This window comes from Rhizobium sp. 18055 (assembly GCF_902706285.1).
GTDB lineage: Bacteria > Pseudomonadota > Alphaproteobacteria > Rhizobiales > Rhizobiaceae > Rhizobium.
The window spans coordinates 130,199-157,031 of the sequence record NZ_CACSKD010000008.1; the positions used below are offsets into that span (position 1 = coordinate 130,199).

Annotated in this window: 26 protein-coding genes; 17 read left to right on the forward strand and 9 right to left on the reverse strand. The window is 61.2% G+C overall.

Annotated elements, in window-relative coordinates:
• Positions 1-40: 40 nt before the first annotated feature.
• The 4 genes from GVL52_RS15730 (at position 41) to GVL52_RS15745 (ending at position 4,744) form a co-directional block, all read left to right on the forward strand.
• Positions 41-1,183 carry a Xaa-Pro peptidase family protein gene (locus GVL52_RS15730; RefSeq protein WP_160008715.1) on the forward strand — a complete coding sequence of 381 codons (1,143 nt, stop codon included), beginning with the start codon at positions 41-43 and terminating at the stop codon, positions 1,181-1,183.
• 134 nt (positions 1,184-1,317) lie between these two features.
• Positions 1,318-2,343: a hydroxyacid dehydrogenase gene (locus GVL52_RS15735; protein ID WP_160008717.1), complete on the forward strand. Its 1,026-nt coding sequence runs from the start codon at positions 1,318-1,320 to the stop codon at positions 2,341-2,343.
• Between the two features lie 430 nt (positions 2,344-2,773).
• Entirely contained in the window at positions 2,774-3,682 is a 909-nt protein-coding gene (locus GVL52_RS15740) for a LysR substrate-binding domain-containing protein (protein ID WP_160008719.1), read from the forward strand.
• 75 nt (positions 3,683-3,757) lie between these two features.
• Entirely contained in the window at positions 3,758-4,744 is a 987-nt protein-coding gene (locus tag GVL52_RS15745; RefSeq protein ID WP_160008721.1) for a Gfo/Idh/MocA family protein, read from the forward strand.
• 37 nt (positions 4,745-4,781) lie between these two features.
• On the opposite strand, the gene GVL52_RS15750 is transcribed toward GVL52_RS15745, so the two are convergent.
• The gene (locus GVL52_RS15750) at positions 4,782-5,675 is read right to left on the reverse strand and encodes a LysR family transcriptional regulator (RefSeq protein WP_160008723.1); all 894 of its coding nucleotides are present in this window, start codon (positions 5,673-5,675) and stop codon (positions 4,782-4,784) included.
• A 136-nt stretch (positions 5,676-5,811) separates the two neighbouring features.
• Between GVL52_RS15750 and GVL52_RS15755 the strand changes: the two genes are divergently transcribed.
• The 13 genes from GVL52_RS15755 (at position 5,812) to GVL52_RS15815 (ending at position 19,106) form a co-directional block, all read left to right on the forward strand.
• The gene (locus GVL52_RS15755; protein ID WP_160008725.1) at positions 5,812-6,201 is read left to right on the forward strand and encodes a cupin domain-containing protein; all 390 of its coding nucleotides are present in this window, start codon (positions 5,812-5,814) and stop codon (positions 6,199-6,201) included.
• 160 nt (positions 6,202-6,361) lie between these two features.
• Entirely contained in the window at positions 6,362-7,618 is a 1,257-nt protein-coding gene (locus tag GVL52_RS15760; RefSeq protein WP_244619190.1) for an FAD-dependent oxidoreductase, read from the forward strand.
• Positions 7,619-7,753: 135 nt separating this feature from the next.
• Positions 7,754-8,692, forward strand: coding sequence for an agmatinase (gene speB / locus GVL52_RS15765; RefSeq protein ID WP_160008727.1), 939 nt, complete (start codon positions 7,754-7,756; stop codon positions 8,690-8,692).
• A 111-nt stretch (positions 8,693-8,803) separates the two neighbouring features.
• Positions 8,804-9,370, forward strand: a complete 567-nt coding sequence (locus GVL52_RS15770; RefSeq protein ID WP_160008730.1) for a hypothetical protein — start codon at positions 8,804-8,806, stop codon at positions 9,368-9,370.
• Positions 9,371-9,703: 333 nt separating this feature from the next.
• Positions 9,704-10,099, forward strand: a complete 396-nt coding sequence (locus tag GVL52_RS15775; protein WP_244619191.1) for a RidA family protein — start codon at positions 9,704-9,706, stop codon at positions 10,097-10,099.
• 30 nt (positions 10,100-10,129) lie between these two features.
• Complete coding sequence (locus GVL52_RS15780; RefSeq protein WP_160008732.1) at positions 10,130-11,095, forward strand: D-2-hydroxyacid dehydrogenase; 966 nt, start codon at positions 10,130-10,132, stop codon at positions 11,093-11,095.
• 118 nt (positions 11,096-11,213) lie between these two features.
• On the forward strand, positions 11,214-12,104 hold the full coding sequence (locus GVL52_RS15785) for a transporter substrate-binding domain-containing protein (RefSeq protein WP_160008734.1): 891 nt from the start codon (positions 11,214-11,216) through the stop codon (positions 12,102-12,104).
• A 30-nt stretch (positions 12,105-12,134) separates the two neighbouring features.
• A complete protein-coding gene (locus GVL52_RS15790) occupies positions 12,135-13,649 on the forward strand; it encodes an amino acid ABC transporter permease/ATP-binding protein (protein WP_160008736.1) in 1,515 nt (504 codons plus the stop codon).
• Positions 13,642-14,712 carry an alpha-hydroxy acid oxidase gene (locus GVL52_RS15795; RefSeq protein ID WP_160008738.1) on the forward strand — a complete coding sequence of 357 codons (1,071 nt, stop codon included), beginning with the start codon at positions 13,642-13,644 and terminating at the stop codon, positions 14,710-14,712. Before GVL52_RS15790 ends, GVL52_RS15795 begins: the two co-directional genes overlap by 8 nt.
• Entirely contained in the window at positions 14,709-15,689 is a 981-nt protein-coding gene (locus GVL52_RS15800; RefSeq protein WP_200847834.1) for an ABC transporter substrate-binding protein, read from the forward strand. The genes GVL52_RS15795 and GVL52_RS15800 overlap by 4 nt, the downstream gene beginning before the upstream one ends.
• Before the next feature lie 9 nt (positions 15,690-15,698).
• Complete coding sequence (gene allB / locus GVL52_RS15805) at positions 15,699-17,078, forward strand: allantoinase AllB (RefSeq protein WP_160008740.1); 1,380 nt, start codon at positions 15,699-15,701, stop codon at positions 17,076-17,078.
• A gap of 42 nt (positions 17,079-17,120) precedes the next feature.
• Positions 17,121-17,906 carry a GntR family transcriptional regulator gene (locus GVL52_RS15810; protein WP_160008742.1) on the forward strand — a complete coding sequence of 262 codons (786 nt, stop codon included), beginning with the start codon at positions 17,121-17,123 and terminating at the stop codon, positions 17,904-17,906.
• A gap of 87 nt (positions 17,907-17,993) precedes the next feature.
• A complete protein-coding gene (locus GVL52_RS15815; RefSeq protein WP_160008744.1) occupies positions 17,994-19,106 on the forward strand; it encodes a mandelate racemase/muconate lactonizing enzyme family protein in 1,113 nt (370 codons plus the stop codon).
• Positions 19,107-19,190: 84 nt separating this feature from the next.
• On the opposite strand, the gene GVL52_RS15820 is transcribed toward GVL52_RS15815, so the two are convergent.
• The 8 genes from GVL52_RS15820 to GVL52_RS15855 all read right to left on the reverse strand — a co-directional run bounded on the left by GVL52_RS15820 (position 19,191) and on the right by GVL52_RS15855 (position 26,832).
• Positions 19,191-20,153, reverse strand: coding sequence for a sugar kinase (locus GVL52_RS15820; RefSeq protein WP_160008746.1), 963 nt, complete (start codon positions 20,151-20,153; stop codon positions 19,191-19,193).
• Positions 20,154-20,171: 18 nt separating this feature from the next.
• Entirely contained in the window at positions 20,172-20,987 is an 816-nt protein-coding gene (locus tag GVL52_RS15825) for a carbohydrate ABC transporter permease (RefSeq protein ID WP_160008748.1), read from the reverse strand.
• A complete protein-coding gene (locus GVL52_RS15830) occupies positions 20,987-21,928 on the reverse strand; it encodes a carbohydrate ABC transporter permease (RefSeq protein ID WP_160008750.1) in 942 nt (313 codons plus the stop codon). Before GVL52_RS15830 ends, GVL52_RS15825 begins: the two co-directional genes overlap by 1 nt.
• On the reverse strand, positions 21,928-23,256 hold the full coding sequence (locus tag GVL52_RS15835) for an ABC transporter substrate-binding protein (RefSeq protein ID WP_160008752.1): 1,329 nt from the start codon (positions 23,254-23,256) through the stop codon (positions 21,928-21,930). The genes GVL52_RS15830 and GVL52_RS15835 overlap by 1 nt, the downstream gene beginning before the upstream one ends.
• 55 nt (positions 23,257-23,311) lie before the next feature.
• A complete protein-coding gene (locus GVL52_RS15840) occupies positions 23,312-23,989 on the reverse strand; it encodes a GntR family transcriptional regulator (RefSeq protein ID WP_200847835.1) in 678 nt (225 codons plus the stop codon).
• 7 nt (positions 23,990-23,996) lie between these two features.
• Positions 23,997-24,881, reverse strand: a complete 885-nt coding sequence (locus GVL52_RS15845; protein WP_160008949.1) for a dihydrodipicolinate synthase family protein — start codon at positions 24,879-24,881, stop codon at positions 23,997-23,999.
• 231 nt (positions 24,882-25,112) lie between these two features.
• A complete protein-coding gene (locus GVL52_RS15850) occupies positions 25,113-26,168 on the reverse strand; it encodes a 4-oxalomesaconate tautomerase (RefSeq protein WP_160008756.1) in 1,056 nt (351 codons plus the stop codon).
• Positions 26,161-26,832, reverse strand: coding sequence for a 4-carboxy-4-hydroxy-2-oxoadipate aldolase/oxaloacetate decarboxylase (locus GVL52_RS15855; protein ID WP_160008758.1), 672 nt, complete (start codon positions 26,830-26,832; stop codon positions 26,161-26,163). The genes GVL52_RS15850 and GVL52_RS15855 overlap by 8 nt, the downstream gene beginning before the upstream one ends.
• Between the last annotated feature and the right edge of the window lies 1 nt (position 26,833).

Below are 26,833 nucleotides of genomic sequence, written 5' to 3' on the forward strand. Positions count from 1 at the left end.
GTCCGGCGGCCCTAAAAGTTTGATATCAAGAGGAATAGCCATGTCGGCCACCGCCCGCCCCTCACCGATTTCCGAGACCGAACGCCGCCAGCGGCTGGCAACGCTGCGTGCCAGCATGGACGCAGGCAATGTTGAAGCGGTTCTTCTCGGCTCGACGGAGAGCCTGCGTTACTTCACCGGCCTCGTCTGGCACCAGAGCGAGCGGCTCGTCGGCGCCCTGATCACCCGAAGTGATCTATTCTACATCGTGCCCGGGTTCGAGCGCAGCCGTGTCGACAGCCTTCCCAAGCTCGCTGGCACCATTGTCACCTGGGAAGAGGACGAAAACAGCGCCGAGACCGTCGCCGGCCTATTGTCGCCGAAGGACCGCGTCGCGCTCGATGACGCCTTGCCGCTGTTCGTCTATCATGCGCTTGCCGCCAGCATCGGCGCTGAGCGCCTTAGCGACGGGGCGCGGTTGATCCGCGATATCCGTCTGCGCAAATCCGCCGCCGAGATCGGCATCATCCAGTATGCGATGAACCTGACACTGGAAGTTCACCGTCGCGCCCATGGCTTTATCAGGCCTGGAGTGCTGGCATCGGACGTCGTTCGCTATATCGACGAGCAGCATCGGTCTCTCGGCGCCGAAGCCGGATCGAGCTTCTGCATCGTCTCGTTCGGCGAAGCCACATCGCTGCCGCATGGCGCCGACGGCGAGCAGACCTATGCGCCCGGCGACGTCATCCTCGTCGACACAGGATGCCGCATCGATGGATACCACTCGGACCTGACGCGCACCTACGTTCTCGACGAGCCGGACGCCGACTTCGCCCGCGCCTGGGCGATCGAGCGCGAGGCCCAGCAGGCCGTCTTCGACGCGGCGACGCTTGGTGCCGCCTGCGCAAGCCTCGACGACGCGGCGCGTGCCGTCATGGTTCGCCACGGGCTCGGCCCTGATTACGCGCTGCCCGGCCTGCCGCACAGGGCCGGCCATGGGCTTGGCCTCGAAATCCACGAAGAGCCATATATCGTGCGCGGCAACCAGACGGCGCTGGCATCAGGCATGTGCTTTTCCAACGAGCCGATGATCGTCTTCCCCGGACGCTATGGCATTCGGCTGGAGGACCATATCTTTATGACGGAGACCGGCGCACAGTGGTTCACCCTGCCTGGAAAAAGCCCGACCGAACCTTTCGCTTGAGCCACAGGCTTCAACAAACGAGGGGTCGCTGCCTGTGCAGCGGCCCCTTCTTGTTGTGACAGCCGCACACCAGAAATGACTTTCACAAAGGATATTTGCTGGTAATCCTTCATACCGGGAATGGAGGAGGAGTTATGAGCCGCAATATTGTTCTGGTGGACCCGTTGCCACGGACGCTCGATCTGATCATGAAACCGGATGTTCGCCGCCGCCTGGAAAATCTGGGCGAGGTGGTCATTTCGGAAGATCGGCAAATGCCGGACGCGCAAGTCGATGCATTGCTTCCCGACACGGTGCTGATCTTCGGGCAGACCGACATGCCGAAGGAGCGCCTTGACAGGGCACCAAGGCTGAAGGCGATCATCAACGTCGAATCCAATTTCATGCCGAATATCGATTATCAGGCCTGCGTCGAACGCGGTATCTGGGTCATCACCCCGGCATCGGCCTTCGCATCGCCGGTGGCGGAGGCAGCCCTCGGCATGGCGCTCGATCTCACCCGCGGCCTGACGCGGGCAGACCGCGCTTTTCGCGCGGGAACCGAACAATATGGTCTTGCCGGAAATGATGGCGTGTTCCGATTTGCCGGCGCACCTGTCGGCATCGTCGGCTTTGGCGATCTCGGCAGGCAGTTGCGCGACCTCATTCGTCCCTTCAAGAATACCGTCCGGGTGTTCGATCCCTGGCTCCCCAACGAGATTGTGGAGCGGCTGGACTGCATTCCGAGCGGTCTCGACGAGACCTTGAGCGAAAGCCGGGTCGTTTTCGTCTTCGCCAGCGTGACCAGCGAGAATGAAGGTTTCATCGGCCGTCGCGAGTTCGCACTGATGCAGCCGGGATCGGCTTTTCTGCTGATGAGCCGCGCTGCGGTTGTCGATTTCCCGGCCATGCTGGAAGCGGTGACGTCAGGGCACATCAGCGCCGCAACCGACGTCTTCCCGGAGGAGCCGGTAGCCGCTGACGATCCCGTCCGCAATATCCCCGGTCTGTTGCTCTCGGCGCATCGCACCGGCGGCACTCGCGATGCCTTTTATGAACTCGGAACGATGGCCGTGGCCGACGCAGAACTGATCATGAAAGGCCTGCCGCCACAGCTATGCCGCCGTGCCGATCCGGCAACAGCGAGCAGGTTGCGGTCGAAACCGGTCGCTGTGTCTTAGATGCTGGATGAGCTGGAACCGAGGCCTCCAGAATAGAAAAAGCCTGCCGCGGGAGGAGGTGCGACAGGCTTTTTCAAAATAGATGAACAGCAGCTGGGAGGAGGAGTGCTACTGTTCGCACAAGCGCCTCTGGGAGGAGGAGTGAGACACTTGCAAGATCGAAGCTCTGCGGGAGGAGGATGCATCGCTTCGATGAATAGACATATACACAGCCCTCAGCCTAAATGGTAGGCAGGTTTACGCAAGGCAGCCATGCGCCATGCGCGTGACGCGCAGCTGGAGACATATGGAGTTGCTGCCGCTTACCCCGAAATCATCACGACATCGGCGTCTTCCTTGAAACGGGCGGGCGGGCACCCGATGGACGACTGGTTGACTTGGCAGGGCCTGTCACCCAGAACACAGCAACCCGTTCTCCAGAAGCATCCCGATGGCAGATAGACGCCCTACCCTCCCGCCACTGAACGCGCTCAGAGCCTTCGATGCCCTGGCGCGATGCGGCAGCCTGCGGGCGGCGGCGGCCGATCTCGGCGTCGTGCCGGGCGCCGTGCGCCAACAGATTGCCAGCCTTGAGGACCATTTCGGCGTGCCGCTGTTCAATCGGGAAGGCGGCCGCGTGACGCTCAACGCAACCGCTGAGCGCCTGGCGGATGCGGTAGGCGTCGCCTTTGCCATCATCGTGCGCGCTGCAGAGGAAGTCTCCTCGCAGGGGAGCAAGCTGAAGCTGCGGCTCGGCATACCGATGCCGATGGCCTCCGAGTGGTTCATGGCAAGGCTCGCCCGCATCCAGGCGGATATCAAGTCGCTTGAGATCGACGTTGTCCCGGTGCCCGTCAGCCTGACCCTGTCGGAGGCGCCCGATATCGACGCGATCATTGCCGGCGGCGAGTATCGGCCGCTGCCGGATATCACGGCGACCAAGTTCATGGACGACGCGTTCGGGCCTGTCGGCAATCCTGATGCGATGTCACGGCAGCCTGGCGATCTCAGCCTGGCAACGGCGATCATTGCGGACGATGTCAGTTACCTCTGGGACGACTGGTTTCGTGAAAGCGGCACGGCGCCGGTGCGGTTTCACAAGCGCACAGGCTTCACCGATCTGGTGCTGGCAATCAGTGCGGCCAAGGCAGGGCTTGGGCTGACGATCGCGCCGCGCGCGTCGGTCGAGGCGGACTTGGCCTCCGGCGCCCTTATTGCCCCGTTCGGGTTCACCAGCAGGGCCGCCGGTTATCGGCTCTGCTGCCGGATTGCCGATCGCGACCGCAAACCGATCGTCGCCTTGCGGGAATGGCTGGTGGCGGACGGCAAGGCAGCAAATCTGCTCCTCACAGCAGTTTAATATCCCTGTGCCTGACAACCGGATGCCCGATAGAACGTCGGGCAAACAAGCGAACAATGCGAAAGGCGGAACGGCATGCTGCGCTGGGGACTTCTCGGGACAAGCTTCATTTCGAACACGATGGCGCAAGCCATCAGTGCCAGCCCGGGATCGGAGATCCGGTCGGTGGCCGGTCGGGATGGTGAACGTCTCGCAGCCTTCGCACAGCAGCATGGCATCACGAACGCCCATTCGAGCATGGACGCAGTGATCGATGACCCCGAGGTCGATGTCATCTATGTCGGCCTCCCGAACAACGTGCACCATGAGGCTGTCATCCAGGCTGCCCGCAGCGGCAAGCCTGTGCTCTGTGAGAAATCGATGACCACGATGATGGCGGATGCCCATGCACTGGAAGATGCTGTCCGGCAGGCGGACATCTTATTTGTCGAAGGGCTGATGTACCTCAGCCACCCTGTCATCGCCGAACTCGGCAGGATCATTCGTTCCGGCCGCCTCGGCACCATCCGCGCCATCTCCGGCTCCTATGCCGCCGACATCTGGAAGCTGGTAAACCCGATGGGCAATGGCACGCTCTACAATCTCGGCTGCTATCCCGTGTCGCTGCTGCAATACGTGATCCAGACCGTCTTTGGCGCTCACGCTTTTGCCGACCGGACCATGACTGGCTACGGCAACATTTCGACCCACGACGGAAACATCTGCGACGCCGCACTGGCCATGCGTTTCGGTTCCGGCGTGCTTGCCACGCTGCAATCGACCGACAGCTTCGGCATGTCCTTCGACTTCACCGTGCGCGGCGACCGCGCTTGCATACGCTTCATCACCAACCCATGGCTGCCGGTCGCCGGTGAGAACGTGCTGGAGATCGAGGAATACGGAAAAGCACCGGAGAAAGTTGTCGTCCATTCGGATCACGACGCCTTCGGACATCAGATCCGCCTCGTCGAAGACTGCCTGCACCGGGGCCTGAAGGAAGCACCCCGCCCCTCGCCCCGATTGAGTGATTCGATGGAAATCATGAAGCTGCTGACCGAGTGGGAGATGCACTGCAAAGCGTAGGGATGCACTCCGCCGGTGCTCTTCAAAATCGCCGAGATCAACTGCGATACCGCAAGGCATCCACCAGTACGGCAAAGGCGGCAGAGGGAAGGCGCCGGCTCGGGTAGTAGAGGTGATAGCCCGCAAATGGCGTGCACCAGTCCTCAAGCACGCGGACAAGACGCCCGTCGGCAAGATGTTCGGTGACCATATCCTCCATGACGTAGCCAAGCCCGAATCCGGAAACGGCGGCTCGAACGATCATCTGCACATTATTGAAGGCAAGCTGCCCTTCGACGCGCACCCTGACCTCCCGCCCGTCCTTTTCCAGTTCCCAGGCGTAGAGCCCGCCGGAGCTTAGAAGACGCAGGTTGATGCAGGCATGGTCGGCAAGATCCTGTGGCGTCCGTGGCCTGGGCTTGTTCGCGAAATAGCGAGGCGACCCAACCACGGCCATCCGCAACTCGGGACCGATGCGTGTTGCGATCATATCCTTGGCGAGCGCCTCGCCCAAGCGAACCCCCGCGTCGAAACGCTCGGTCACGATATCGACAAGCCCGGAATCGATGCTCAGCTCGACATGGATGTCAGGATAGTCAATCAGGATTTTCTCAAGCGCCGGCCACAAGATCGAACTCGCGGCATGCTCCGATGTGGTGATCCGGATTGTTCCTGCGGGCTTTTCCCTCAATTCGCCGAGCGAAGCGAGCTGTGCGCCAATGCTTTCGAGAGCGGGCCTCAGCGTGGCAAGCAGTCTCTCACCGGCATCTGTAGGCGCGAGGCTCCTGGTGGTGCGCGTGAGAAGCCGAACGCCGAGCCGCGTTTCCAACCGGCGGATCGTGTGGCTAAGTGCCGATTGGGATGTGCCGAGTTTGGCCTCTGCACGGGTAAAACTCCGCTCTTCGGCAATGGTCAGAAAAGCATTGAGATCCACCAGCTCTTCCCGCTGCATTCATGAACTCCAGACATAATTACATGCGAGATATAGCGACTATCTCACTGGACGTCCCAAGAATAGGGTAGAGCCGGTTGGAATCTCGCTCGCGGTGGAACACATTGCCGCGAGCACCTCAGCATGGAGCAGGAAGATGCAGATCAAACGCGCCGGAACATTCCCGTCCAAAAAAGGTCCCGAGGATTACTTTACCGGCACCGTTCGCATCGACGCGCCCTTCAGCGGAAGCGGCAATCTGAGCGGGGCGACCGTCACCTTCGAGCCCGGCGCCCGCACTGCCTGGCACACCCATCCTCTCGGCCAGACACTTCTTGTCGTTTCCGGTCTTGGTCGGGTGCAGCGCGAAGGTGGGCCGCTCGAAGAGATTCGGCCTGGAGATGTCGTATGGTTCGAACCAGGCGAAAAGCACTGGCACGGCGCGTCTCCCGAGTGTGCCATGACCCATACGGCGATTGCCGAAATGCAGGACGGCAAAGCGGTCGACTGGATGGAGAAGGTCACAGACGCGCAATATACGTCTTGACGACATAAGGAATGGTCAGCACGATCCCGCCTGGAATGTCGCGTTTCAAGCGCGGCGGTCGTGCGTAGGGTTGATCAATGGCAGGCTCTCATCATCGCTGTGGGTTAGGCGCAATACCCGGTTGGCCGATAGCCGTTGTCGTCAGTGAGATGGCGGCGTTATGAGCAAGGCGATGGCGGACGAGCCCGATGTGGCAATCATCGGCGCTGGTGCGGCGGGTATCAGCGCTGCCCGGAGCCTGGCGGCGGGCGGCTTGACATGCCTCTTGCTCGAAGCCCTTCCCCGCCTCGGCGGCCGCGCATCGACCCGAGAGACCTCGGTGATGCCACTCGACCTTGGGTGCGGATGGTTGCATTCCGGCGATCGAAACCCGTGGACCCGGATCGCCGGCGAACTTGGCTTTACGGTGAACCGAGATACCTCCGCCTGGGGCGAACAATTTCGCGATCTGGGCTTTACGCCGGCAGAGCATACAGCGGCGAGGCGTGCGTTTGCACGATTGAGCGAGCGTCTAGCGACAACACCGCCCGTCACCGACCGCGCCTCGGACGCGCTGGACCCGGCGGATGGCTGGACCAGCTACCTGCAGGTCCTTAGCGGCTATATCAGCGGCGACGAACTGGAGCGAATTTCCTGCAGGGACTACACCGCCTACGACGAGGCATCTACGGACCTCAACTGGCGGGTGCCCGCTGGCTATGGGGCCCTCGTCGCGGCAAGCTTGCCGGCCCAGGCGGCAATCTGCCTTTCCACGCCGGTCGAGGCCATCAGACTGGATGATCGACGGGTCGTGGTTGAAACAGCGGCAGGCTCCGTTCGCGCCCGCGCCGTCATCGTCACAGCGTCTACGAATGTTCTCGTCGGCAGTTCGATACGCTGGCCATCGGCCCTTGATCCATGGCGCCATGCCGCCAGCCGACTGCCGCTCGGCTCCAACGAGAAACTGTTCCTCGAGGTTATCGGCTCAAGCCCATTCGAAGACGAAACCCATCTCATCGGTGATCCCCGCGATGCGACGACCGGTAGCTATTACATCCGCCCGTTTGGTCGGCCGGTGATCGAATGTTTCCTCGGCGGCGCCGGCGCGCGCGCTGTTGCAGAGCACGGATCGGCGGCGGCATTCGAGCGTGCGACCGATCAGCTTGCCGCGCTGTTCGGCAGCGATGTCCGCCGGAACCTACGACCATTGCTCGCCTCGGACTGGACGAGAACAGCCTCGATCGGCGGCGCCTACAGCCATGCTCTGCCCGGCCAATCCGATGCCCGTACGCTGCTGGCCCGGCCGCTTGACGATCGGCTGTTCTTCGCCGGCGAAGCAACGCATACGACGGATTTTTCAACGGCGCACGGCGCATTTCAAAGCGGCGCGCGAGCCGCGGCGGAAGTGATCGCGGCCCTTGCGGCGGTCGTCACATAGCAGGTCGCCAATCGAACCCTGCACTGTCGCGCACGTCAGATGCCGCGACGCGAGCACGATGTTCCAGCCGGCATGGCCGTGCTACGGAAGCATGAGATCGATATCTCGCCACACGCATTCAGGAGACATGCCGCAATGCAGGACCGCGTTTTGAACCAACCCCTCGGCGGCAACGACATGCCGCGGTTTGCCGGCCCGGCGACGATGATGCGCTTGCCGAGCCAGACGACGGCCGAGGGATTGGACGCGTGCTTCGTTGGCATTCCCCTCGATGTGGGAACCTCCAATCGACCGGGAACACGGCTTGGGCCGCGGCAGATCCGCCAGGAATCCTGCATGCTGCGCCCCTACAATATGGCAACCGGCGCAGCACCTTTTACCCGCCTGCAGGTCGCAGACATCGGCGATGTCCCGATCGATACCTTCGATCTCAAGAGGTCGGTTAATATCATAACCGAATTCTACGACGGCCTCCTGAAACATCCCTGCACGCCTTTGACGCTTGGGGGCGATCACACTCTGACCTACACGATCCTGCGTTCGATCGCCAAGAAGCATGGACCGGTCGGGCTGATCCACATCGATGCGCATGCAGACACCAATGACGAGATGTTCGGCGAGAAGATCGCCCATGGAACGCCGTTTCGCCGCGCCTATGACGACGGCCTGCTGATCAACGACAAGGTTTTCCAGATCGGCCTGCGCGGCACCGGTTATTCGCCGGAGGATTTCGACTGGGCGCGCGGCAAGGGCTGGACGGTGGTTCAGGCCGAAGATTGCTGGGGCAAGTCACTCAAGCCTCTGATGGAAGAGGTCAGGGCCAAGATCGGCTCGGCACCGGTGTATCTCACCTACGACATCGACAGCCTCGATCCGGCTTTCGCGCCAGGCACCGGCACGGTCGAGATTGGTGGCCTGACGACCTGGCAGGCGCTGGAGATCATTCGCGGTTGCGCCGGGCTAAACCTTGTCGGTTGTGATCTGGTGGAAGTGTCGCCGCCCTTCGATCCATCCGGCAATACTGCACTGATTGCCGCCAATCTGCTCTACGAGATGCTCTGCGTGCTGCCTTGATCCGTGGCCACTGACGGCCATTCACCGCTTTGAAACCAGTCTGTGCGACAAGGGTTGATCTGTGATCGGCCTCTATGGCCTATGCTGCTCGTCGCGTTGAGGTATGGAAACATGAGGCCATCAGCCATTCTTTCTGCAAGGGCGTCTCTTGCCGCCCTTGTGGCCGTGACCACGCCGCTCTCCGCCGGCGCCGCGGAAGAGTGGATCGGATCCTCGCGTCAATGGTCGATCGGCTACGTCAATGACGGTGGCGACCCATATTGCACGCTGCTCTGGGACAGTATGGCAGGCAAGACCGTCGAATTCCGAGAAAGCCTGAAGGATGCGTCCTGGATCATCAAGAACGATGCCTGGACCTTGCCGGAGCACCTTACGACGCAGATTTCCGTCAAGGGCAAGGAAAACACCGTCGATGTGCCAGCCATCGGCGCCGACAGCAAAAGCCTCCGCGTCTGGAGCCTGCCCGGAAATTCCAACGCCGGCGGTGTGCAGGCAATCATTCGTGCAGCCCTTGCCGGAATGGCCGATATTGACGTCTCGTTCCAGGGCAATGAACCCGACTGGGTCATTCCGACGTCGCGGATCTATCCGATGCATGCCACCTATACGGCCTGCATCCAGCGTCTTTCTGACAGGAGAGCCGCCAAGGTGGAAAGTGCCACGACAAATCCGTTCTAAATCCCTGCATTTTTGGCGCGACTGTTCCGTTTTCGGCCGGTGATCGCCGCTGTTGACGACGTCAATTCGTCAAACCAGCGACAATATTTGCGAAGCGAGTTATCTCCCTATCCTTCTCACTGGCTCTCCCGCGCCTCCCGCATTCCGATCCGAACGCGCGGTTTCTTGTCGTCGTCCCAGCCTCACGGAACGTCACCCCCTGAGTGTCGCTGCGTGTCAGTCAGCCTGGGCTGCTCGATATGTTCTCACCTCGCCTCGTCAAAAAGGATTCTTAGCATTTGACAAATGTATAATCGTATACGATCATACGATTACTGCAACGACGGAGACTTCATGATGAAGACGCCAATCGCCTATCCTGGAATGAATGCGGCCGACAGGCCGATGGGACCGGCGCCTCTTTCGGCCGCCATCCTCTCGGAGCCGATGCTGTTCATATCAGGCCAGGTCGCGATCGATCCCTATACCGGAAAGATCGTCGGTGACGATGTCGCAAGCCAGACGGCACAGATCATCGAGAACATGCGCGGGCTTCTGGAAAGCGCCGGGATGAGCCTTGCCAATCTGGTGAAGGTCAACATCTTCCTCACCGACCTGGCGAAGTTCGATGAGATGAATACCGTATACGCCGCGGCGTTCACCGCCCCCTATCCCGCTCGCGCGACGGTGGGAGCGACGCTCAACCATCCCGATCTTCTCCTGGAAATGGATGCCATCGCAATGCGCTGAGCCGCAGTGCCCCTGTTCTGGAGATCGACCATGCGTATTCACATCGAAAATAACCTTCAAGGCCCGGCCGAGCTGTCATTGTCGACAGAACTCCTGACAAGCCGGCTCGCTGCTGCCGGAATAGACGCCCGTTCGGTAGAGATAAGCTGCGGTACGTCCATGGACGATGCTCCTGATGCGGACGTGCTCTTCGCATGCCACAAGCTCGATATCGGCGAGGCAAAGCGCCGCATGCCATCGCTTCGCTGGGTTCAAGTCATTTCCGCAGGTGTCGAAGGCTTCCTCTCGACCCTGCCCGATGACGTGATGCTGACGAACGCCTCCGGCGTTCACGGCGAGAAGGGTGGCGAGTTCGTTCTGGCCGCGGCGTTGATGCTGAACTACCGCATCCCGACCTTCGTCTCTGACAAGCAGGCGCGTCGCTGGCAACCTGAATTCGCAACCCCTGCCAAAGGCAAGCGGGTGACGCTGCTCGGCCTCGGCGGCATAGGCGGCGAGGCCGCAAAAGCGCTCCGCAGCCGTGGTTTTGTCGTCACCGGCGTCACGCGCAAAGGCGTATCCGATGTCGAGGTCGATGCGATGGTCTCGATCGACATGATCGACAGCATCCTGCCCAATACCGATATTCTGGTTTCGACATTGCCGCTGACACCAGAGACACGCAACCTGATTGACCGCAAGCGTCTGGAAAGCCTTCCAGCGCATGCCGGTGTCATCGTTGTCGGCCGCGCCGCGGTGGTCGATTATGACGCGCTTGCCGATCTGCTGACGGCCGGAAGGCTGGGCGGGGCTGTGCTCGATGTGTTTCCGCAGGAGCCGTTGCCTGACGACAGCCAGATCTGGGCCTGCCCAAATCTCATCATCACACCGCATTGCAGTGTCGATGATCACGCCATCTACATGGCGCGCTGCCTCGACATCTTCACGGGAAATGTGAAGCGCTTCCTCGATGGAAAGCCACTAAGCAACCTCGTCGATCGCGAGCGAGGCTACTGAGTTTGAGAATTGGCAGCCAAGTCCGGCTGCCGGATGCGAGATGTCTGCCGCGCTCGGGCACTCTTGCAGCAAGTGTGTTAAATCACACGATCGGTGACAGCGCATTGGGGAACCAATAATGAAGAACAAGACACAGCTTACCACACTTCTGGCCGCCACGGCGATCGCCTTTGCAAGCAGCACGTTCGCGCACGCAGCCGACGACCTGAAGCCAGGCGCCGGTGACTTTGCCGGAATGGCAGAATGCAAGGCGTTGCAGCAGAAATTCCCGACGCTCGTCGGCAAGAAGCTGGTTGTCGGCCTCGGTGGCTACACCAAGGGCTTCGAAGCACCGGCAGCCGATGATCCGTCGAAGATCGAAGGTCTCGACCCATCGCTGTTCGACCGCATCGGCGGCTGCCTCGGCTTCACCCACGAATACCAGAACGGCTCGTTCAACGTTCTCCTGACTTCGATCGCCAGCGGCCGTGCCGATATCGGCCCGATGCTCTACGTGACCGAAGCCCGCCTCAAGCAGATCGCTTTCGTTGCGTCGGTTCAGGTTCAGGACGGCTCGGTCGTCAAGAAGGGCAACCCGAAGAACATCACCTCGATGGACTCGCTTTGCGGCCTGACGGTTGCTGCCGCTGCCGGCACCTATGAAGCCACCAAGCTGGTTCCGGAACAGTCCGAGAAGTGCACGGCTGCCAACAAGCCGATCGTCGAGATGTTGACTGTGCAGAACACCGACAACAGCATCCAGGCTGTCCAGAGCGGTCGCGCCGACATCTACCTGACGGAAGCCGGATCGGCCCGCGAGATTGCCAAGGCAGATCCCGCACTTGCCACCGCCTTCACCGTCGATCTCCCGATCATGGTCGGCTTCCCGATCGCCAAGGACAACACCGTCATGCGCGACGCCGTTCTCGGCGCCATGCAGGTCATCCAGAAGACCGGCGTTCAGAAGAAGCTGCTCGATTTCTGGGGCCAGGGTGGCGACGCAGAGCGTCCGGCAGCCGCCAAGGGCTAACCCGTAGACTGTGAGTTCGAAGGCGACGACATGCAAGATTTTCTAACATACCTCACCCTTCCTTATTTGTGGCAGGGCGCTGTCATCGCCGTCGAGCTCCTGGTCGGAGCTTTGGCGGGGGGCATCTTCATCGGCTTTTTTCTGGCCCTTGCAAGCACCTCCCGCCACCTCGCCATCCGTCTGCCAGTGCAGGCCTATATCTACATCCTGCGCGGTACGCCGGTTCTCCTGCAGCTGATCCTGCTGTTCAACGTCCTCCCCGAGTTCGGGCTGCGGCTAAGCCCCTTCACCAGTGCCATGCTGGCCCTGATGATCAATGAAACCGCATTCTGTGCCGAGATCATCCGCGGCGGCATCGCCGCGACCGATCGCAATCAGCGGTTTGCCGCCCAGGCTTTCGGTTTCTCCAGGGCCACGGAGATGATCCACATCGTCATTCCACAGGCGTTGCGGGCCATCCTGCCGACATTGGGCAACGAGGCCGTCGGCCTTCTGAAGTCGACGTCGCTTGCCTCCGTCGTCGGCGTCAACGAATTGACGATGCGCGGTCAGACGATCGTGTCGCAGAATTTCCTCTTCATACCGGTTCTGGTCGCATCCGGCGCCATCTACATGATCATGTCATCGGCGCTTGCCGGGTTGCAATGGTGGCTGGAAGGCCGCTTCGGTCTGGAAGACCGCGCCCGCCGGGCTCGCAAGACAGTCGCTGCGACCACGCCAGAGGTTGACATGTCGGAAGTCCGCAGGCCGCTGCAGCGCAATTTCTCGCCGAACGCAGCCGTCGTTCTCGAGATCAAGGACCTGTCGATCGACTATGGCAAGGTCCGCGTTCTTGACGGCCTGTCGCTCAACGTGCGCCGCGGCGAGGTCGTCGTGCTGCTTGGCCGCTCCGGCTCGGGCAAGAGCACCCTCTTGAAGTCCATTCTGGCGATGAACCCCTTCGCCGGCGGCTCTGTAAAGGTCGAAACCCACAGCATGGGAACGACCTCCGCTGGCAAGCCACTATCCGAGCGCCTGCTCCCGGCAAACCGGGCGGCATCCGGCGTAGGCATCGTTTTCCAGCATTTCGCCCTGTTCGACCATATGAGCGCCCTGCAGAATGTCATGAGCATTCCGCGGTTGGTGCAGCGCCTGCCGGATCAGGTGGCCCGCACCAAGGCGCAGCGCGCATTGCGCACCGTCGGTCTCGCGAAGTTCGAGAACAGCTTTCCGCATGAGCTCTCCGGCGGTCAGCAGCAACGCGTCGGCATCGCAAGGGCCCTGGCCGCAGAGCCGAACGTGCTGTTGTTCGACGAGCCGACATCCGCACTCGATCCGGAACTGGTGCGCGAGGTCAACCAGACCATCCGCGATCTGGCGCTCACAGGCATCACGATGCTGATCAGCACCCACGACATCGCCTTTGCCTCTTCGGTTGCAGACAGGATCGTGTTCCTCGAGAAGGGCAAGCTTGTCGAGGAAGGCACGCCCGATATTCTCGAAAATCCGACCACTGACGCCTTTACCGCATTCCTTCGCCATGAACAGAAGCAGCTCCATGACTGACCAAGCCAACCATCGCCTGCCCTTCGCAGCACAAGCCGCAGAAAAACTCGGCGTCGCGCTCTACGATTACATGATCGGCAATGCGCGCGACAACGCGGCAGGTGCCGATGTCAACGAGGAAGCATTTTCAAGCTACCAGCTGATGCCGCGCGTGATGCGCGGGCAAAAGTCGATGGACATCACACGCAGCTTCTTCGGCAAGACACTGTCGGCGCCGCTGATTGCCGGTGCATTCGCCGGCGACCGGGTGTTTCACGAGGATGGACTGCTGCCGATCGCGCGCGCCTGCCGCGCACTCGATCTGCCGCTGATCATTTCAGAGGAAACAGTAACACCACTGGCGACCATCTGCGCCGAACATGAGATGTCCTGGCTGCAGCTGCGTGCAGCCGGTCCGCTTGATCGCATCCGCAGGCTGATCGACCTGGCAGCCGGCGTCGGTGCACAGGGGATCGTCCTGACGGTCTTGGCACCGGTTCATCCTGTTGCCGGTATGCAGCCGGGCGGCTTCTCGATTGGCGACGAACTCCTGCGGCGCGGTTGGCCGACGATCGGCTCGACGTCAGCCGGCGTCGAGGCCCTTGCGCCTTTCCCTGGCTGGGACTGGTCTGATCTGAAATCGGCCTGCGATCACGCGCAGTCCACCGGCCTCCCAGTTCTGGTCAAGGGCATTCTCAATGCCGACGATGCGGAAATAGCGATCTCGACAGGTTGCGCCGGTATCGTCGCTTCCAATATCGGCGCACGACAGAGCAGCCGCTGGGTACCGGCGCTGGACCAGCTGACGGATATCAGAGCGAAGACCAACCGGCCGCTCATCCACGACGGCGGGTTGCGCTATGGCGCCGACGTGGTCACAGCCCTTTCGCTGGGGGCAGACCTTGCCATCATCGTCCGCCCGCTGATCTGTGCACTGGTTGCCGGTGGCGAGGAAGCCGTGACCGATGTCCTGCGGCGCCTATCCGACGAGACCTTGGCAATCGCCAACTGGTGCGGTGTTTCCAGTCTCGACGAACTTCGGCCGAGCTTCGTCTCCCGACGCTATGGGGGGCTGCTGCCTTGACCCAGGCTCAATCCGCAAGCCGCGCCGTTCTGCGCATGAACCAGGGCGATGCCAGCGAAGCCCGCATCTATTACTGTGCGCATTTCGTGGCCGAAGCTCTGGGTTATTTCGAAGCCAACGACCTGTCCGTGACCTTCACCACCACCCAGTCCGGCGGCCATACGATCCAGGGCGGGCAGATCCCGGCCGTTCTGTCCGGCGAGGCGGATCTGACCATCGGCGGGCCGATGGTGACGATGAAGAATTACGAGGATGGCGGCCCGGCGCTGGTATCCTTCTGTGCAGCCGTCGAGCGCAATCCGTGGGTGCTGGCGTCAGGCAAGCAGACGGAAGCGCTCACGATTGCCGATCTCCGCGGCAAACGCGTCATCGACGTCGGCAATGTCGGCACCGCCAGCCTCTGCTTTCGTTGGCTGCTGCGCACCCACGGGCTGAGCGAACAGGACGTGGACGTCATCGCCGGCAGCGGCTCGCAAGAGCAGGACTTCCGCGATGTCGCATCGGGGACGGTCGACTACGCGCTGCACTCGCTGCATGCGCTGGCGCCAAGCATCACGAGCGGACAGCTTTTCCTTGCCTGTGATCTCGCTGGCCCGACGCAGCCCGTTCCATGGAGCGCCTACATTGCCCGGCCGGACGTCGTGGCAACCCGCCGCAAGGATTTCGTAGCGTTCACCAGCGCTATCGGCAAGGCGCTGGATTGGGTCCGCTCGCAGCCGGCATCAGAAATCGCGACAGTCGTCGCGCCCTATTACCCTGATTATCCTCTGGAAGCACTCACTGTTGCGATCGAGGGCTATCAGCGAGCCGAGGTTTTTGCCACCTCGACAGCAATAGCGAAAAGCGACTTCGACCATTTCGCAGCTATCCTGCGCCAATCAGGCTGGCTGGAGCGTGATGTGCCTTACGAAATGCTTGTCGATACCAGCCTGACATCGCAATCGCATGATGCCCGCCATGCAACAGAAAAAAGATAGGACGCGCCAATGGACACGCTGATCAAAGGTGGCCGCCTCATCCTGGAGACCGGCGAGATTGAGGCAAACCTTGCCATCAAGGATGGCCGCATCGTTGCCATTCTCGACCCGTCGCTGCCCCTGCCTGACGCCCGCGAGGTGATCGATGCGCATGGTCTGGTGGTCATGCCGGGTGCGATTGACGTGCATACCCACTTTACCGGTTCGCATGACTTTCCGAGAGAAGAACTGCAGCAGGGCACGCTCGGAGCTGCCATCGGCGGCATCACGACAATCGCCGAGATGCCGCATTCGGCACCGCCGGCCACCACGCTCGACGCGTTCCTGCAGAAGAAGGCACTGCTTGCCGAGACCTCGACCGTCGACTTCGCGCTATGGGCGGGCCTGGACGGGAAAAACGTGGCCGAACTGGCCTCCATGGACGAAGCGGGTGCCATCGCCTTCAAGGCGTTCCTGTGCAGCGGCGATCCGGCTGGCGACGCCACCGACGAAAAGGGACTGCCGCGGCTGAACGACGACGGCTTGCTGAGGGCGATGCGCGAGATCCGCACCTTCGACGGGTTGATCGGCATTCACTCCGAAAACCACGACATCCTGATTGGCGCAGGCGAAGAGATGCGGCGGGCGGGCAGGAAAGACATTCGCGCCCATGCGCTTGCAGGACCCGAGATTGCCGAGATCGAGGCGGTCGGCCGTGTTGCGACGATCGCCGCTGAAACCGGTGCCCGCTGCCATGTCGTGCATGTCAGTTCGGGACGTGCGGCGAGGATCATTGCTGCCGCCAAATCAACCGCGCGCATCACCCTCGAAAGCTGCCCGCATTATCTGATCCTCGACGAGGAAGACCTCGTCCGCATCGGCCCGAACGCCCGTTGCGGCCCGCCGCTGCGCCAAAGACCTGTGGTCGAGCAGCTTTGGGACGCCGTATTGGCGGGTGATGTCGATATGCTGGCATCCGACCACTGCCCCTATATGCCGGAGCAGAAGGCAGCAGGCCATGCGTCGATCTGGGATGCGGGCATGGGACTTGCCGGCATCGAGACCTCGGTTCCGATGTTTATGAGCGAGGCCTACCACAAGAGGGGCGTTTCACTGGCGAGGATCGCCGCGATGACGGCGACAGCCCCGGCCAGGGCATTCGGCCTTTATCCGCGCAAGGGCGCGATTGCCGTCGGCTTCGACGCCGACATCGCACTTTACGACGTCAACGCTTCGTGGACCGTTGCAGGCTCTGAGTTCAAAGGCTTTGCCAAATGGAGCGCGTTTGACGAAATGACCTGCGGTGCACGCGTCGAACGGACGATCGTTCGTGGAAAGACAGTGTATGAACGCGGCGCGGCGACCGAGATCAGCCCCGGCCATGGCACGTTTATCGGGCGGATCAAGTAAGATGGCGCAAGCGCTCGAATCGGCGAATGGGGGTGGGGCAAGATGGCAAAGACAGTGAAGAAACGTCCCGTGGACGCAGGATCGGAAGCGGCCGCATTTTCGCCGGTGACGCCGCTCTCCCAAGCCGATGCTTCGAACCTCGATTGGGAAGCAGCAAGGCCGCGCACCCTCGTCGATCATGCCGTCGATGCCGTGCTGTCCGCTGCGGCCCGAGGCCTCATTTTGCCGGGAGACCGGATCGCCGAACCCGATCTCGTGGCGCGTCTCGGCATGAGCCGCGTGCCGATCCGCGAGGCACTGCGCACGCTCGAAAGCCAGGGCGTCGTGTTCAGCGAACCCTACAAGGGCATCCGGCTGATGGAGGTGTCGCAGGCGCGGCTGAACCAGATCATCGACGTGCGCATTCCGCTCGAGACGCTGGCATGCCAGCGCGCCATCGAGGCCAACCGCAACGGTAGCCGCCAGATCGCGCAGCTGCATGCCGCCATCGGCGAGCTGGAAATGATGCGTGACCGTGAGGACATCTACGGCTTTGCCTCCGCCGATACCGGCTTTCACCGGGTGCTTTGTAGCTTTGCCCAGAACCCGGTTCTGAGCAACCTGTGGGAATCCATCGCACGGCAGCTGACCGTCATCTTCGGACTGTCGACGATTGGCAAGCCGATGGATGCCATCATCGAGGAGCATCGGGTCCTTACCGACGTCTTCGCCTCCGGTGACGTCGACAAGATGGCGCGGGAGATCGAGGAGCACGTTCGGGTTCAGGCGCTCGATGTGAACTATGAAGAGATTATCGCCCAGCGCCGGGCGGCAAGAGACAACAGCTAGGGCGGACCGAGGGTCGCCCATCCACCAACATCAATAGTATACGTTTATACAAAAATATCGCACAGAGAGCGATCAAGGGCTAGCAGAATGAAAATTACCAATGTCGAGGCGTTTTACCTTCGCCTTCCAAACATCGAAGCACGCACGGACAGCTCTCAGGATGCGCTGTTGATCAGGATCACCACAGACGCCGGCATCGTCGGCTGGGGCGAAGTCGACGGCAGCCCGGCCGTCACCAAGGCGATCATCGAAGCGCCCTACTCGCACACGATGGTCACCGGCCTGAAATCGCTGCTGATCGGCGAGAATCCGCTGGAAACGAGCCGCCTCTGGGCGAAGATGCACCGCGCAACGATCTATTACGGCCGCAACGGCGCCGTCATCCAGGCGATGGCCGGCATCGATATCGCGCTATGGGACATCAAGGGCAAGGCACTCGGCCGGCCGATCGTCGAACTGCTCGGTGGTGCGCTGCGCGACCGGATGCGCGTCTACTCCTCGAACATGTTCCAGTTCAGCGTCGAAGATACCGTGGCCCGTGCCAAGCACGCCGTCGATACCGGCCATACCGGCGTCAAGTTCGGCTGGGAGCCCTTCGGCAATGACGAGGCGATGGACCTCAAATACGTCGACGCGATCCGCTCCGCAATCGGCGACAAGGTCGATTTCATGCTCGACGTCGGCCTCGCCTGGGATGCGAAGACCACCATCCGCCGCGCCCAGCTGTTCGAACCCTACCGCCTGTTCTGGATCGAAGAGCCGCTTCACCCCGATGATTACGCCGGTTACGGCAAGGTCTCGCGCGCCTGCTCGCAGCATATCGCTGCCGGCGAGGAAGAATGCACCGTCGTCGGCTTCGAGCGACTGATCGACGAAGGCGAGATCGACATCGTCCAGATCGACGTGACAAGAACCGGTTTCACGCAGGCGATCCAGATCGCGCAGTATGCCAAGAGCCGCGGCCGAAAGGTATGCAACCACAACTTCACCACCGACATCAACACCGCGGCGTCGCTGCATTTCCTCTGCGCGATCGAAAATGCGCTGGTGATGGAATATTGCGTCGAGCCTGGCGAGATCAGCAGTTCGCTGGCGAAGAACCCTGTCCGTATCGAGGACGGCTACGCATTCCTGCCGTCGGAACCCGGCCTCGGCGTCGAGCCGCGGATGGAGATCATCGAGAAGTTCCTGGTCGCCTGATCGTCACCTCAAGGAGCAAGTGTCGCGGCGCGGCGCTTGCTTCCTGAGGCCTCCACCTCGAGAGGTGCCTCGGCTCGCCTGTCTTCAGCAGGCACCGGGCGGCCCCCACTCAGCCAAGGCGTTGGAGACGGCCGTTCGTGTGGGTGCGCCGATCCGGCCGCCAAACACCTGGCATTTGAGCGCTGCCGCCATGGATGACATTTGCATTGCCTGTTCGATCGGCATGCCTTCGGCGATTGCCAAGGCGAAAGCGCCATGGAAAATATCTCCGGCGGCAAGCGTATCAATGGCCGTGATCTTTGGCGCAGCGAGATGGCGGACTTCGCCGATCGAGTCATCGAACCAGAAGCAGCCATTTTCGCCAGCGGTGACGCTGATAAAGGCGTGCTCGAACTTTCTCTTCAGGCGCGCGACAATTCCCGCCGGATCGGTTGCCATGGCAAGGCGCTCGGCAGCCGGCTGCGAGAAGACGATGTGGCTTGCTGCCGGCGCAAGCCTCTCGATGATGCCGTCGCCTGCAACATCGCCGTCGAGGATAGCAGGGATGCCGGCTTCTCCGGCGGCCAGAAGCGTCTGCAATGCTAGCGCCGGCCAGCGAACATCAACAAGGACGGCATCGAGCGTGGAAACATCCTGCGCCGTGACTGGCTTGACCGTATCGTGCAATCGCGCATCGTAGAACGGTACGATCAATCGCTCGCCCCGGTCATCGATGAGGATCGTTGACACGGCCGAGCGCGCACTTTGCACACACACCATGCCACTGGTGTCAATGCCGCAATTGCCAAGGTCGGCAAGGATACGCTCGCCGGTGCCGTCATCGCCGACGGCACCCCAGAGGCTGGCATTGCCGCCCAGGCGGACAACGGCAAAAGCCGCGCTCGACGCCATGCCCTCGGCAAGCTGGAGCATTTCGTAGGGCAGAATCTTGCCCTCGCCCGTGGGCAATGAGCGCACACGAAACAGCGTGTCGAGGACGGCGGCGCCGACACACAAGACGCGGCGCGGCGGCCCGGGGGGCGGGTCGAATGAGAACGATCTGCTCAAGGTCGCGGTCTCACCCGATCACTTGACAGCACCGGCTGTCAGGCCTGCCACGATCTGCCGTTGTGCAAACACCGTCAATATCAGCACGGGCAGGGTGACGATCAACGCCGCCGCTGCAAGCGGGCCCCAACTCACCTGCTCGAACGAGAGCATATTGTAGACGGCGACGGGAAGCGTGCGCGTCTCTCGACTGGCAAGCACGATGCCGAAGACAAAGTTGTTCCACGAAAAGATCACAGACAGGATGAATGCGACGACGATCCCGGGTCTGGCGATCGGCAGCGCAATCAACCGAAAGACCTGCCACGGCGTCGCCCCGTCGATGTTGGCCGCCTCCTCCAGTTCCATCGGTGTCGTCTCGAAATAGCCGATCATGATCCAAACAACGATCGGCACGGTAACGACAAGATGGATGATGATTTGCGGCAGCAACGTGCCCAGCAGGTTGAGCCATTGAAACAGGAGGAACAGCGGGATGAGGAAAGACAGGCCCGGCGTCATGCGCGCGATCATGATGACCATGGCGGACTTCTCGGCCTTCATGCGTGCGATGCCATAGCCGGCCGGCACACCGATCAGCAGCGCCAGCAGCGTGGCGGCACCGGTCACGAGTACCGAATTCCACAGATACAGGAAGAAATTATTCTCCTCGAACACCTTCAGATAGTTCGACCAAGCAAAGCGCTCCGGTATGAAGATCGGCGGATAGGCGCCATTGTCGATTTCGTATTTCAGCGACAGCGAAATCATCCAGAGAAAAAACAGGATGACCGGCGATATCATCACCAGGGCGACGAACAGCAGGCCGATGCGATCGAGCGTTCCGCGTTTCATCAGCGTGCCTCCCCGTCGGACCAGTTCGCACGCTGCCTGAGCATCAGAAGGACGAAGGAGAGCAGCACGATCAGGATGAAGAACACCACCGCCATGGCCGAGCCATAGCCGATGTCATAGTAGGAGAAAGCCGTGTTGTAGAGGTAGATATTGATGGTTTCCGACGCCGTGCCCGGGCCACCCTGGGTCATCGCGTAGATGATGTCGAAGCTCTTGACGGCATCGATGCTGCGAATGATCACCGCAATCATCAGGAACGGCGCGATCATCGGCAGCGTAAGATAGCGAAACTTCTGCCAGGCATTGGCGCCGTCGATCTCGGCACTTTCATAGGGTTCGCGGGGAACAGCGGCCAGACCGCCGAGCACGATCAGCATCACCAGCGGCGTCCATTGCCAGGTCTCGACCAGGACCAGCGACGGGATGACGCTGCTCTGATTGTAGATCCACTCCTGTGGGCCAATGCCGATGAAGGAGAGCAGATAGTTGAGAACGCCGAGTTGCGGATGGAACATCATGGTCCAGACCAGCGCGATCGCCACCGGCGTCGCCATCATCGGCATCACGAAGATGCCACGCAGAAGGCCACGCAACGGAAACTGCGTGTCGAAAATCAACGCCGCCAGCGTTCCGAGAAACAGCGGCGCCAGCACCGAGAGCGTCGTATAGAGCACCGTATGCCATAGAGAATCCCAGAAGCGCATGTCGACGGCGAGGCGGGCATAATTGTCCAACCCGGCAAAAGCCTGCGACTGACCCAGCGTCCAGCTGTTGACGCTCATCCACAGGGTGAAAACCCAGGGAAAGACGATGACCGCGCCGATGACGATCAGCGCCGGGATGACAAAAGGCCAGTAGTTGGGAGCAAACCGGCCCGGTTTGCTCCTTCCTTTCGATGCGACCTTGGCCACTGCGGCCGTTTCCATGCTCACCGAGGCCATTATCCCTCGCTTCTCGCCAGGACCGGTTCGAACTGGGCGGTTGCCGTTTTCAGTTCCGCTGCGGGATCGGCACCACCGATCATGTTTGTGAGACCGACGCCATAGATGTCCCGGAACTCGGTGACCGGGATGATGACAGGCAGTGTCAGTTGCGAGACCTTGCCGGAGCCGATGACGGCATCCAGCCAGGCAGCGGGCATCTTGACGCCTTCGCGGACCTTCGCGTCCTCAAGCACGGACTGGCGGAACGGAACGCCGGCACCGGCCTGCAGCAGGCGTGCACCCATGTCATGCGAGATCGCCCATTGGCAGAACAGGTAGGCGGCTTCCTTGTTCTTGCTCGCGGCAACGACGCCAAGGCCGTCACCCGTGGTTGCGGCAGCTTGCGCCTTCGGGCCCTTGGGCATGATGCCGTAACCAACCTGGCCGACGACGCGCGACTTTTCCGGGTTCTCGATCGGCGGTGCAAAACCGACACCATCCAGCCACATGCCGATCTTGCCCTGCAGGAAAGCCGATTGTGCTTCTGCCCAGTTGAAACCGGAGACGCCGGGAGGTGCCGCCTTGGTCATCAGCCGCTGGTAAAGCTTGGCCGCGTCCACCGCTTCTTCCGAGGTGGTGCGGAGCTTGCCATCTGGGCCGAGCGGGCTCGAACCGTAGCCGAGCATCAATGTCGTCCAGACCGGCGTGTTGGCATTCTTCAGGCCACGGGCGACGAAGCCGTAGGTATTTGTCGACGGATCTGTAAGGGCTTCGGCAGTGCTTGCCAGCTCCTCAAAGGTCGTCGGGTAAGCGAGCCCCTTCTTTTCGAACAGGGCCTTGTTCCAGTAGATGATCCAGTAATCGACCGAGAAAGGCAGGGAGCGCAGAACGCCTTCAGGGTCTTTTGCAAAGGTCATGCCGGCTTCGGCGAAGTCGCTTTCCACCAACGACGGATCGGTCAGCGATGGATCCTTGAGGAAGCCACCGATATCGGCAAGCCAGCCGCCCTTTTCGAACTGCCGCTTCTGGACGTGGTAACTCATGTGAACGACATCGAAGCTCGGCTGGCCGGAGCTGAGCTCGATGGTGGTCTTCTGACGCTGCTGCTGCTCCGGCGTCGCTTCGGCATTGACCTTGATGCCGGTGAGTTCCTCGAATTCGGACAGGTACTTGATCAGCGTCTCGCTGCGCGGGCTCTTGACCAGGTTGACTTCGAGCGTGGTGCCGGCAAAGCGTTTCCAATCGACGGCTGCGGATGCCGAGCGGACGCCGAGCATGCTGCCGGCACCGAGAGCAGCGGTACCCGCCAGAAAGCCGCGGCGGGTCGGATTCAAGAATGATGTCATGTTAGTCCTCCTCCTTTTGCCGGCGATCTCCTCACCCCCGGCTGATTATTCCCGATTAGATTCTGATCGCACGGTCCCTTGCATGATTGATGTGTGCGACAAGGCTGCTGACGGCGTCCTCCGCCGATCGTCGTTCGATTGCCTCGAGCACCTTCAGATGCTCTCCCATGACGGGTCCGACGCGGCCATCGATACGAAAACGCTCCTGGCCGATCAGCCGCATCTTGATCGAGTTCACGCGATAGGCGTTCGATATGATGGTGTTGCCAAGCGCGTCGATGAAGGCGTCATGCATGCCCCAGTCGATCGCCTGCGCACGCACTTCCAGTTCGTGTGAGGCGTCACCGTTTCGGATGGCCTCGGCAATGTCCCGATGCTGCTTCAGCAACCCGGCGATCGTCTCGTCGGACGCTGAACGTGTGAAAAGCGCAACCGCTTCCTTTTCCAGGAACAGGCGCAGCTGATAGGCCTCGCGGATGAGGTTGAGATCGATGTGCGCGATCTGCATACCCCGCTGAGGCACGGTCTTGATCAGGCCCTCGGCTTCAAGTCTCGGGATGAGCTCGCGGATGGCACCCAACGTCAGTCCCGTCAATTCAACCAGATTGCGCTGCGAAACGAACTGGCCGGGACGCACGTCTCGCGCAAGCAGGTGACGCGTGAAGCTTTCATACGCCTTTTCCCGCAGCGTCGGCTGCTCGTCCGTTACGTCCATCGCCTCCCCCAAAACCATGTCCGACCTATGCCGCTTTCGAGCGGAAAAGACCATCGAAAGCAAGAGCGAGTTGCGTTTGCCCTTCCATGGATATTGAAACGAGAGGTGGTCGCACCGCAAGCCACATCTCATCAGACGTCAGTCGGGCGACCATGGCCTTCACGGCAGCCGTGACCGGGTATTTCAGCAGTTCCTCCACGAACCCCTCGATGCGGGGATCGTCTTTGCCTTCCTCGACCATCAGCCTGACTTCCGCAGGCACGAAATTCGCCATGCCCGAGATCGCGCCCTGCCCCCCAAGCCTTACACCCTTGGCCAAATGGCGCTCATCACCGACCAGAATGACAAGATCGCCATGCGCCTTGAGCAGCGCTTCCGTAAACGGCCAGTCGCCGGAGGAATCCTTGACGCCTGTGACGACATTTGGAAAGGCGGCGCGCAGCCTGCCGATCAGCGACACGCTCAGCGGAACCATGGTGACCGAGGGAATATTATAGACGATGATATCGCGCGCGCTGTCGCCAAGGATGGTGAATACGGCTGAAAACCATTGGAAAAGGCCGTCGTCGCTGACGTTCTTGAAGTAGGATGGCGGCGCAAGCAGGATATTACGGACTCCTCTGGAAAGAGCGTGAGCAGCCTGCGTCGCCGCGTCCTCGGCGGCATCGACCAGGACGCCGACAACAATTTCCTTTGGTTCTACGCCTGCATCAAGAAAGGCAGCGACCACGCGTTCGCGTTCGTGCGTCCCGATGGACGAGCCTTCACCCGTCGTGCCGAACAGAGTGACGCTCGAGCATCCCGCAGCAAGGCTTCGCTTCGCCTGCGCAATCATCGCATCGACAGCGATGTCGCCGTTGCTGTCGAACGGCGTGGCAAGAGCGACGGAGAGCCCGAATTTCTGTGTCAACATCATTCCTCCCAGTTAACACGTTAGAAGTACCAGACTAACATGTTAGCTGTAAAGCAACGATTTGGCCGTTGAAGACAATCGCATCGCAGACATCTGTGTCCGCTTGACCACCTGAGCCGTCGAGCTGTGGTCACCGCGTGAGACAGCCCCTGAGTATGGCGGCCCCGAGCCTCCGGTGCTGGCGTTGGCTTTGAGCTGCTTTGCGCGGTCGTGACGAGACCACATCCGCTATATTGGAAAGGTCCGTCCCTCGAACAGCTTGCGTGCGGTCCTGATGGTGCCAGCTCCTTTGACCTCACCGCCGGAGGTTATATCGAGAAAGACCTCCATCGACCCGCTCGGGTGCTCGATAAGATATCGCCCGTCCGCTGACGGCTTGGCCCACTGGGCTGCGGGCGACCCAGGGAGCCTCGTTGCTGTGGCGACAGTCACCGCCGCCAGGACGCCGACCGACGCATGGACGCGATGCGGGATAAAGCTTCGTGTATTTATTGTCCCGCCGGCGATCGGCTCCGAAACCAGTGTCATCTTCGGAACTGACGCCGCGGCGACATCTCCGAGATTCATCAACGGCCCGGCCTTCAGTCGAATGGCTTCAATCCGTTCCTTGACGGCGGTGTTGGCCTCTAATTCCTCACGTGTTTCGGTGCCGGAAAGGCCAAGATCGCTTGCGCGCATGATCACGCACGGCATGCCATTGTCGATCAGTGTCACCTCGACGCCATCAATTATATCGGCCGCACGTCCTGTCGGAAGGAGGGCGCCGCACATCGATCCGGCAGTATTCATGAACAGGAGCGGCACGGCGGCGTGGCTGCCAGGCACACCAGCGATCTCGGTTGCGCCCTTGTAGGTGACGCGTCCGCTCGGCGTGGAGACCTGCGCGACGGCGATCTCTCCGGAGTTGACCATGTGAATCCGCACCGGGGTAACGTCGTCTACCACGTCAATCAGCCCGCGCTCGATTGCGGCGGGTCCGACAGCAGCGAGAATATTTCCACATCCCTGGGCGTCGCTGACCAATGCCTGATCTACAAAGACCTGCAGGAACAGATAATCGACATCAGCGTCTTCTCTGCTTGACGATGAGATCACCGCCACCTTTGACGTCAGTGGATCGGCGCCGCCAATGCCGTCGATCTGCCGCGGATCTGGCGAGCCCATGATGCGCAAAAGCAGCAAGTTTCTCTCAGTTGGATCTTTCGGCAGGTCGTCGGCCAGGAAATAGGCACCCTTGGACGTACCCCCCCGCATCCAAAGGCAGGGTACGCCTTCCTCATACATATTTCAGCCCCTTCTCCAGAAGCTTCGGGCGCATGCCGTAGATATCCAGGCCAAGTTCACCGGCTGCGAGCCGCTTGCGCTTGGCGTCTTCGGCGGCCACGCGTGCCTCGGCGGCAATCACCACACTCTCGGCCTCGCTTCGCCGGACGACACAGACGCCGTCATCGTCGGCAACGATAATATCGCCCGCCTCAATGGACGCACCCGCACACACGATCGGCACGTTCACGGAGCCCAGCGTTTCCTTGACCGTGCCCTGCGCCGACACCGCCTTGGACCACACCGGAAACTGCATCTGTGTCAGATCACGGATATCCCGGACACCGGCATCGATGATCAATCCGCGGCAACCACGGGCGATGGCCGACGTTGCAAGCAGATCGCCGAAGTAGCCGTTGTCGCAAGGGGACGTCGGTGCCAGAACGAGAATGTCACCTTCGGCCAACTGTTCAATGGCAACATGGATCATCCAGTTGTCACCCGGCGCTGCAGAGATCGTGACAGCCGAACCGGCAATCTGAGCGCCCTGATAGATAGGGCGCATGTAGCTCGCAAGCATCCCCTTGCGGCCCTGGGCCTCGTGAACGGTGGCAACGCCTGCCCTTGCAAGCCTGTCGATCACATCTGCTGCGGCTCGATCAATTTTCTGTACGACGACGGCCATC

Bases quoted from the DNA above. Each gene is read 5' to 3' on its own strand.
- GVL52_RS15730 (WP_160008715.1), top strand. From the start codon at position 41: ATGTCGGCCACCGCCCGCCCCTCACCGATTTCCGAGACCGAACGCCGC.
- GVL52_RS15735 (WP_160008717.1), top strand. From the start codon at position 1,318: ATGAGCCGCAATATTGTTCTGGTGGACCCGTTGCCACGGACGCTCGAT.
- GVL52_RS15740 (WP_160008719.1), top strand. From the start codon at position 2,774: ATGGCAGATAGACGCCCTACCCTCCCGCCACTGAACGCGCTCAGAGCC.
- GVL52_RS15745 (WP_160008721.1), top strand. From the start codon at position 3,758: ATGCTGCGCTGGGGACTTCTCGGGACAAGCTTCATTTCGAACACGATG.
- GVL52_RS15750 (WP_160008723.1), bottom strand. From the start codon at position 5,675: ATGCAGCGGGAAGAGCTGGTGGATCTCAATGCTTTTCTGACCATTGCC.
- GVL52_RS15755 (WP_160008725.1), top strand. From the start codon at position 5,812: ATGCAGATCAAACGCGCCGGAACATTCCCGTCCAAAAAAGGTCCCGAG.
- GVL52_RS15760 (WP_244619190.1), top strand. From the start codon at position 6,362: ATGAGCAAGGCGATGGCGGACGAGCCCGATGTGGCAATCATCGGCGCT.
- speB (WP_160008727.1), top strand. From the start codon at position 7,754: ATGCAGGACCGCGTTTTGAACCAACCCCTCGGCGGCAACGACATGCCG.
- GVL52_RS15770 (WP_160008730.1), top strand. From the start codon at position 8,804: ATGAGGCCATCAGCCATTCTTTCTGCAAGGGCGTCTCTTGCCGCCCTT.
- GVL52_RS15775 (WP_244619191.1), top strand. From the start codon at position 9,704: ATGATGAAGACGCCAATCGCCTATCCTGGAATGAATGCGGCCGACAGG.
- GVL52_RS15780 (WP_160008732.1), top strand. From the start codon at position 10,130: ATGCGTATTCACATCGAAAATAACCTTCAAGGCCCGGCCGAGCTGTCA.
- GVL52_RS15785 (WP_160008734.1), top strand. From the start codon at position 11,214: ATGAAGAACAAGACACAGCTTACCACACTTCTGGCCGCCACGGCGATC.
- GVL52_RS15790 (WP_160008736.1), top strand. From the start codon at position 12,135: ATGCAAGATTTTCTAACATACCTCACCCTTCCTTATTTGTGGCAGGGC.
- GVL52_RS15795 (WP_160008738.1), top strand. From the start codon at position 13,642: ATGACTGACCAAGCCAACCATCGCCTGCCCTTCGCAGCACAAGCCGCA.
- allB (WP_160008740.1), top strand. From the start codon at position 15,699: ATGGACACGCTGATCAAAGGTGGCCGCCTCATCCTGGAGACCGGCGAG.
- GVL52_RS15810 (WP_160008742.1), top strand. From the start codon at position 17,121: ATGGCAAAGACAGTGAAGAAACGTCCCGTGGACGCAGGATCGGAAGCG.
- GVL52_RS15815 (WP_160008744.1), top strand. From the start codon at position 17,994: ATGAAAATTACCAATGTCGAGGCGTTTTACCTTCGCCTTCCAAACATC.
- GVL52_RS15825 (WP_160008748.1), bottom strand. From the start codon at position 20,987: ATGAAACGCGGAACGCTCGATCGCATCGGCCTGCTGTTCGTCGCCCTG.
- GVL52_RS15830 (WP_160008750.1), bottom strand. From the start codon at position 21,928: ATGGCCTCGGTGAGCATGGAAACGGCCGCAGTGGCCAAGGTCGCATCG.
- GVL52_RS15835 (WP_160008752.1), bottom strand. From the start codon at position 23,256: ATGACATCATTCTTGAATCCGACCCGCCGCGGCTTTCTGGCGGGTACC.
- GVL52_RS15840 (WP_200847835.1), bottom strand. From the start codon at position 23,989: ATGGTTTTGGGGGAGGCGATGGACGTAACGGACGAGCAGCCGACGCTG.
- GVL52_RS15850 (WP_160008756.1), bottom strand. From the start codon at position 26,168: ATGTATGAGGAAGGCGTACCCTGCCTTTGGATGCGGGGGGGTACGTCC.
- GVL52_RS15855 (WP_160008758.1), bottom strand. From the start codon at position 26,832: ATGGCCGTCGTCGTACAGAAAATTGATCGAGCCGCAGCAGATGTGATC.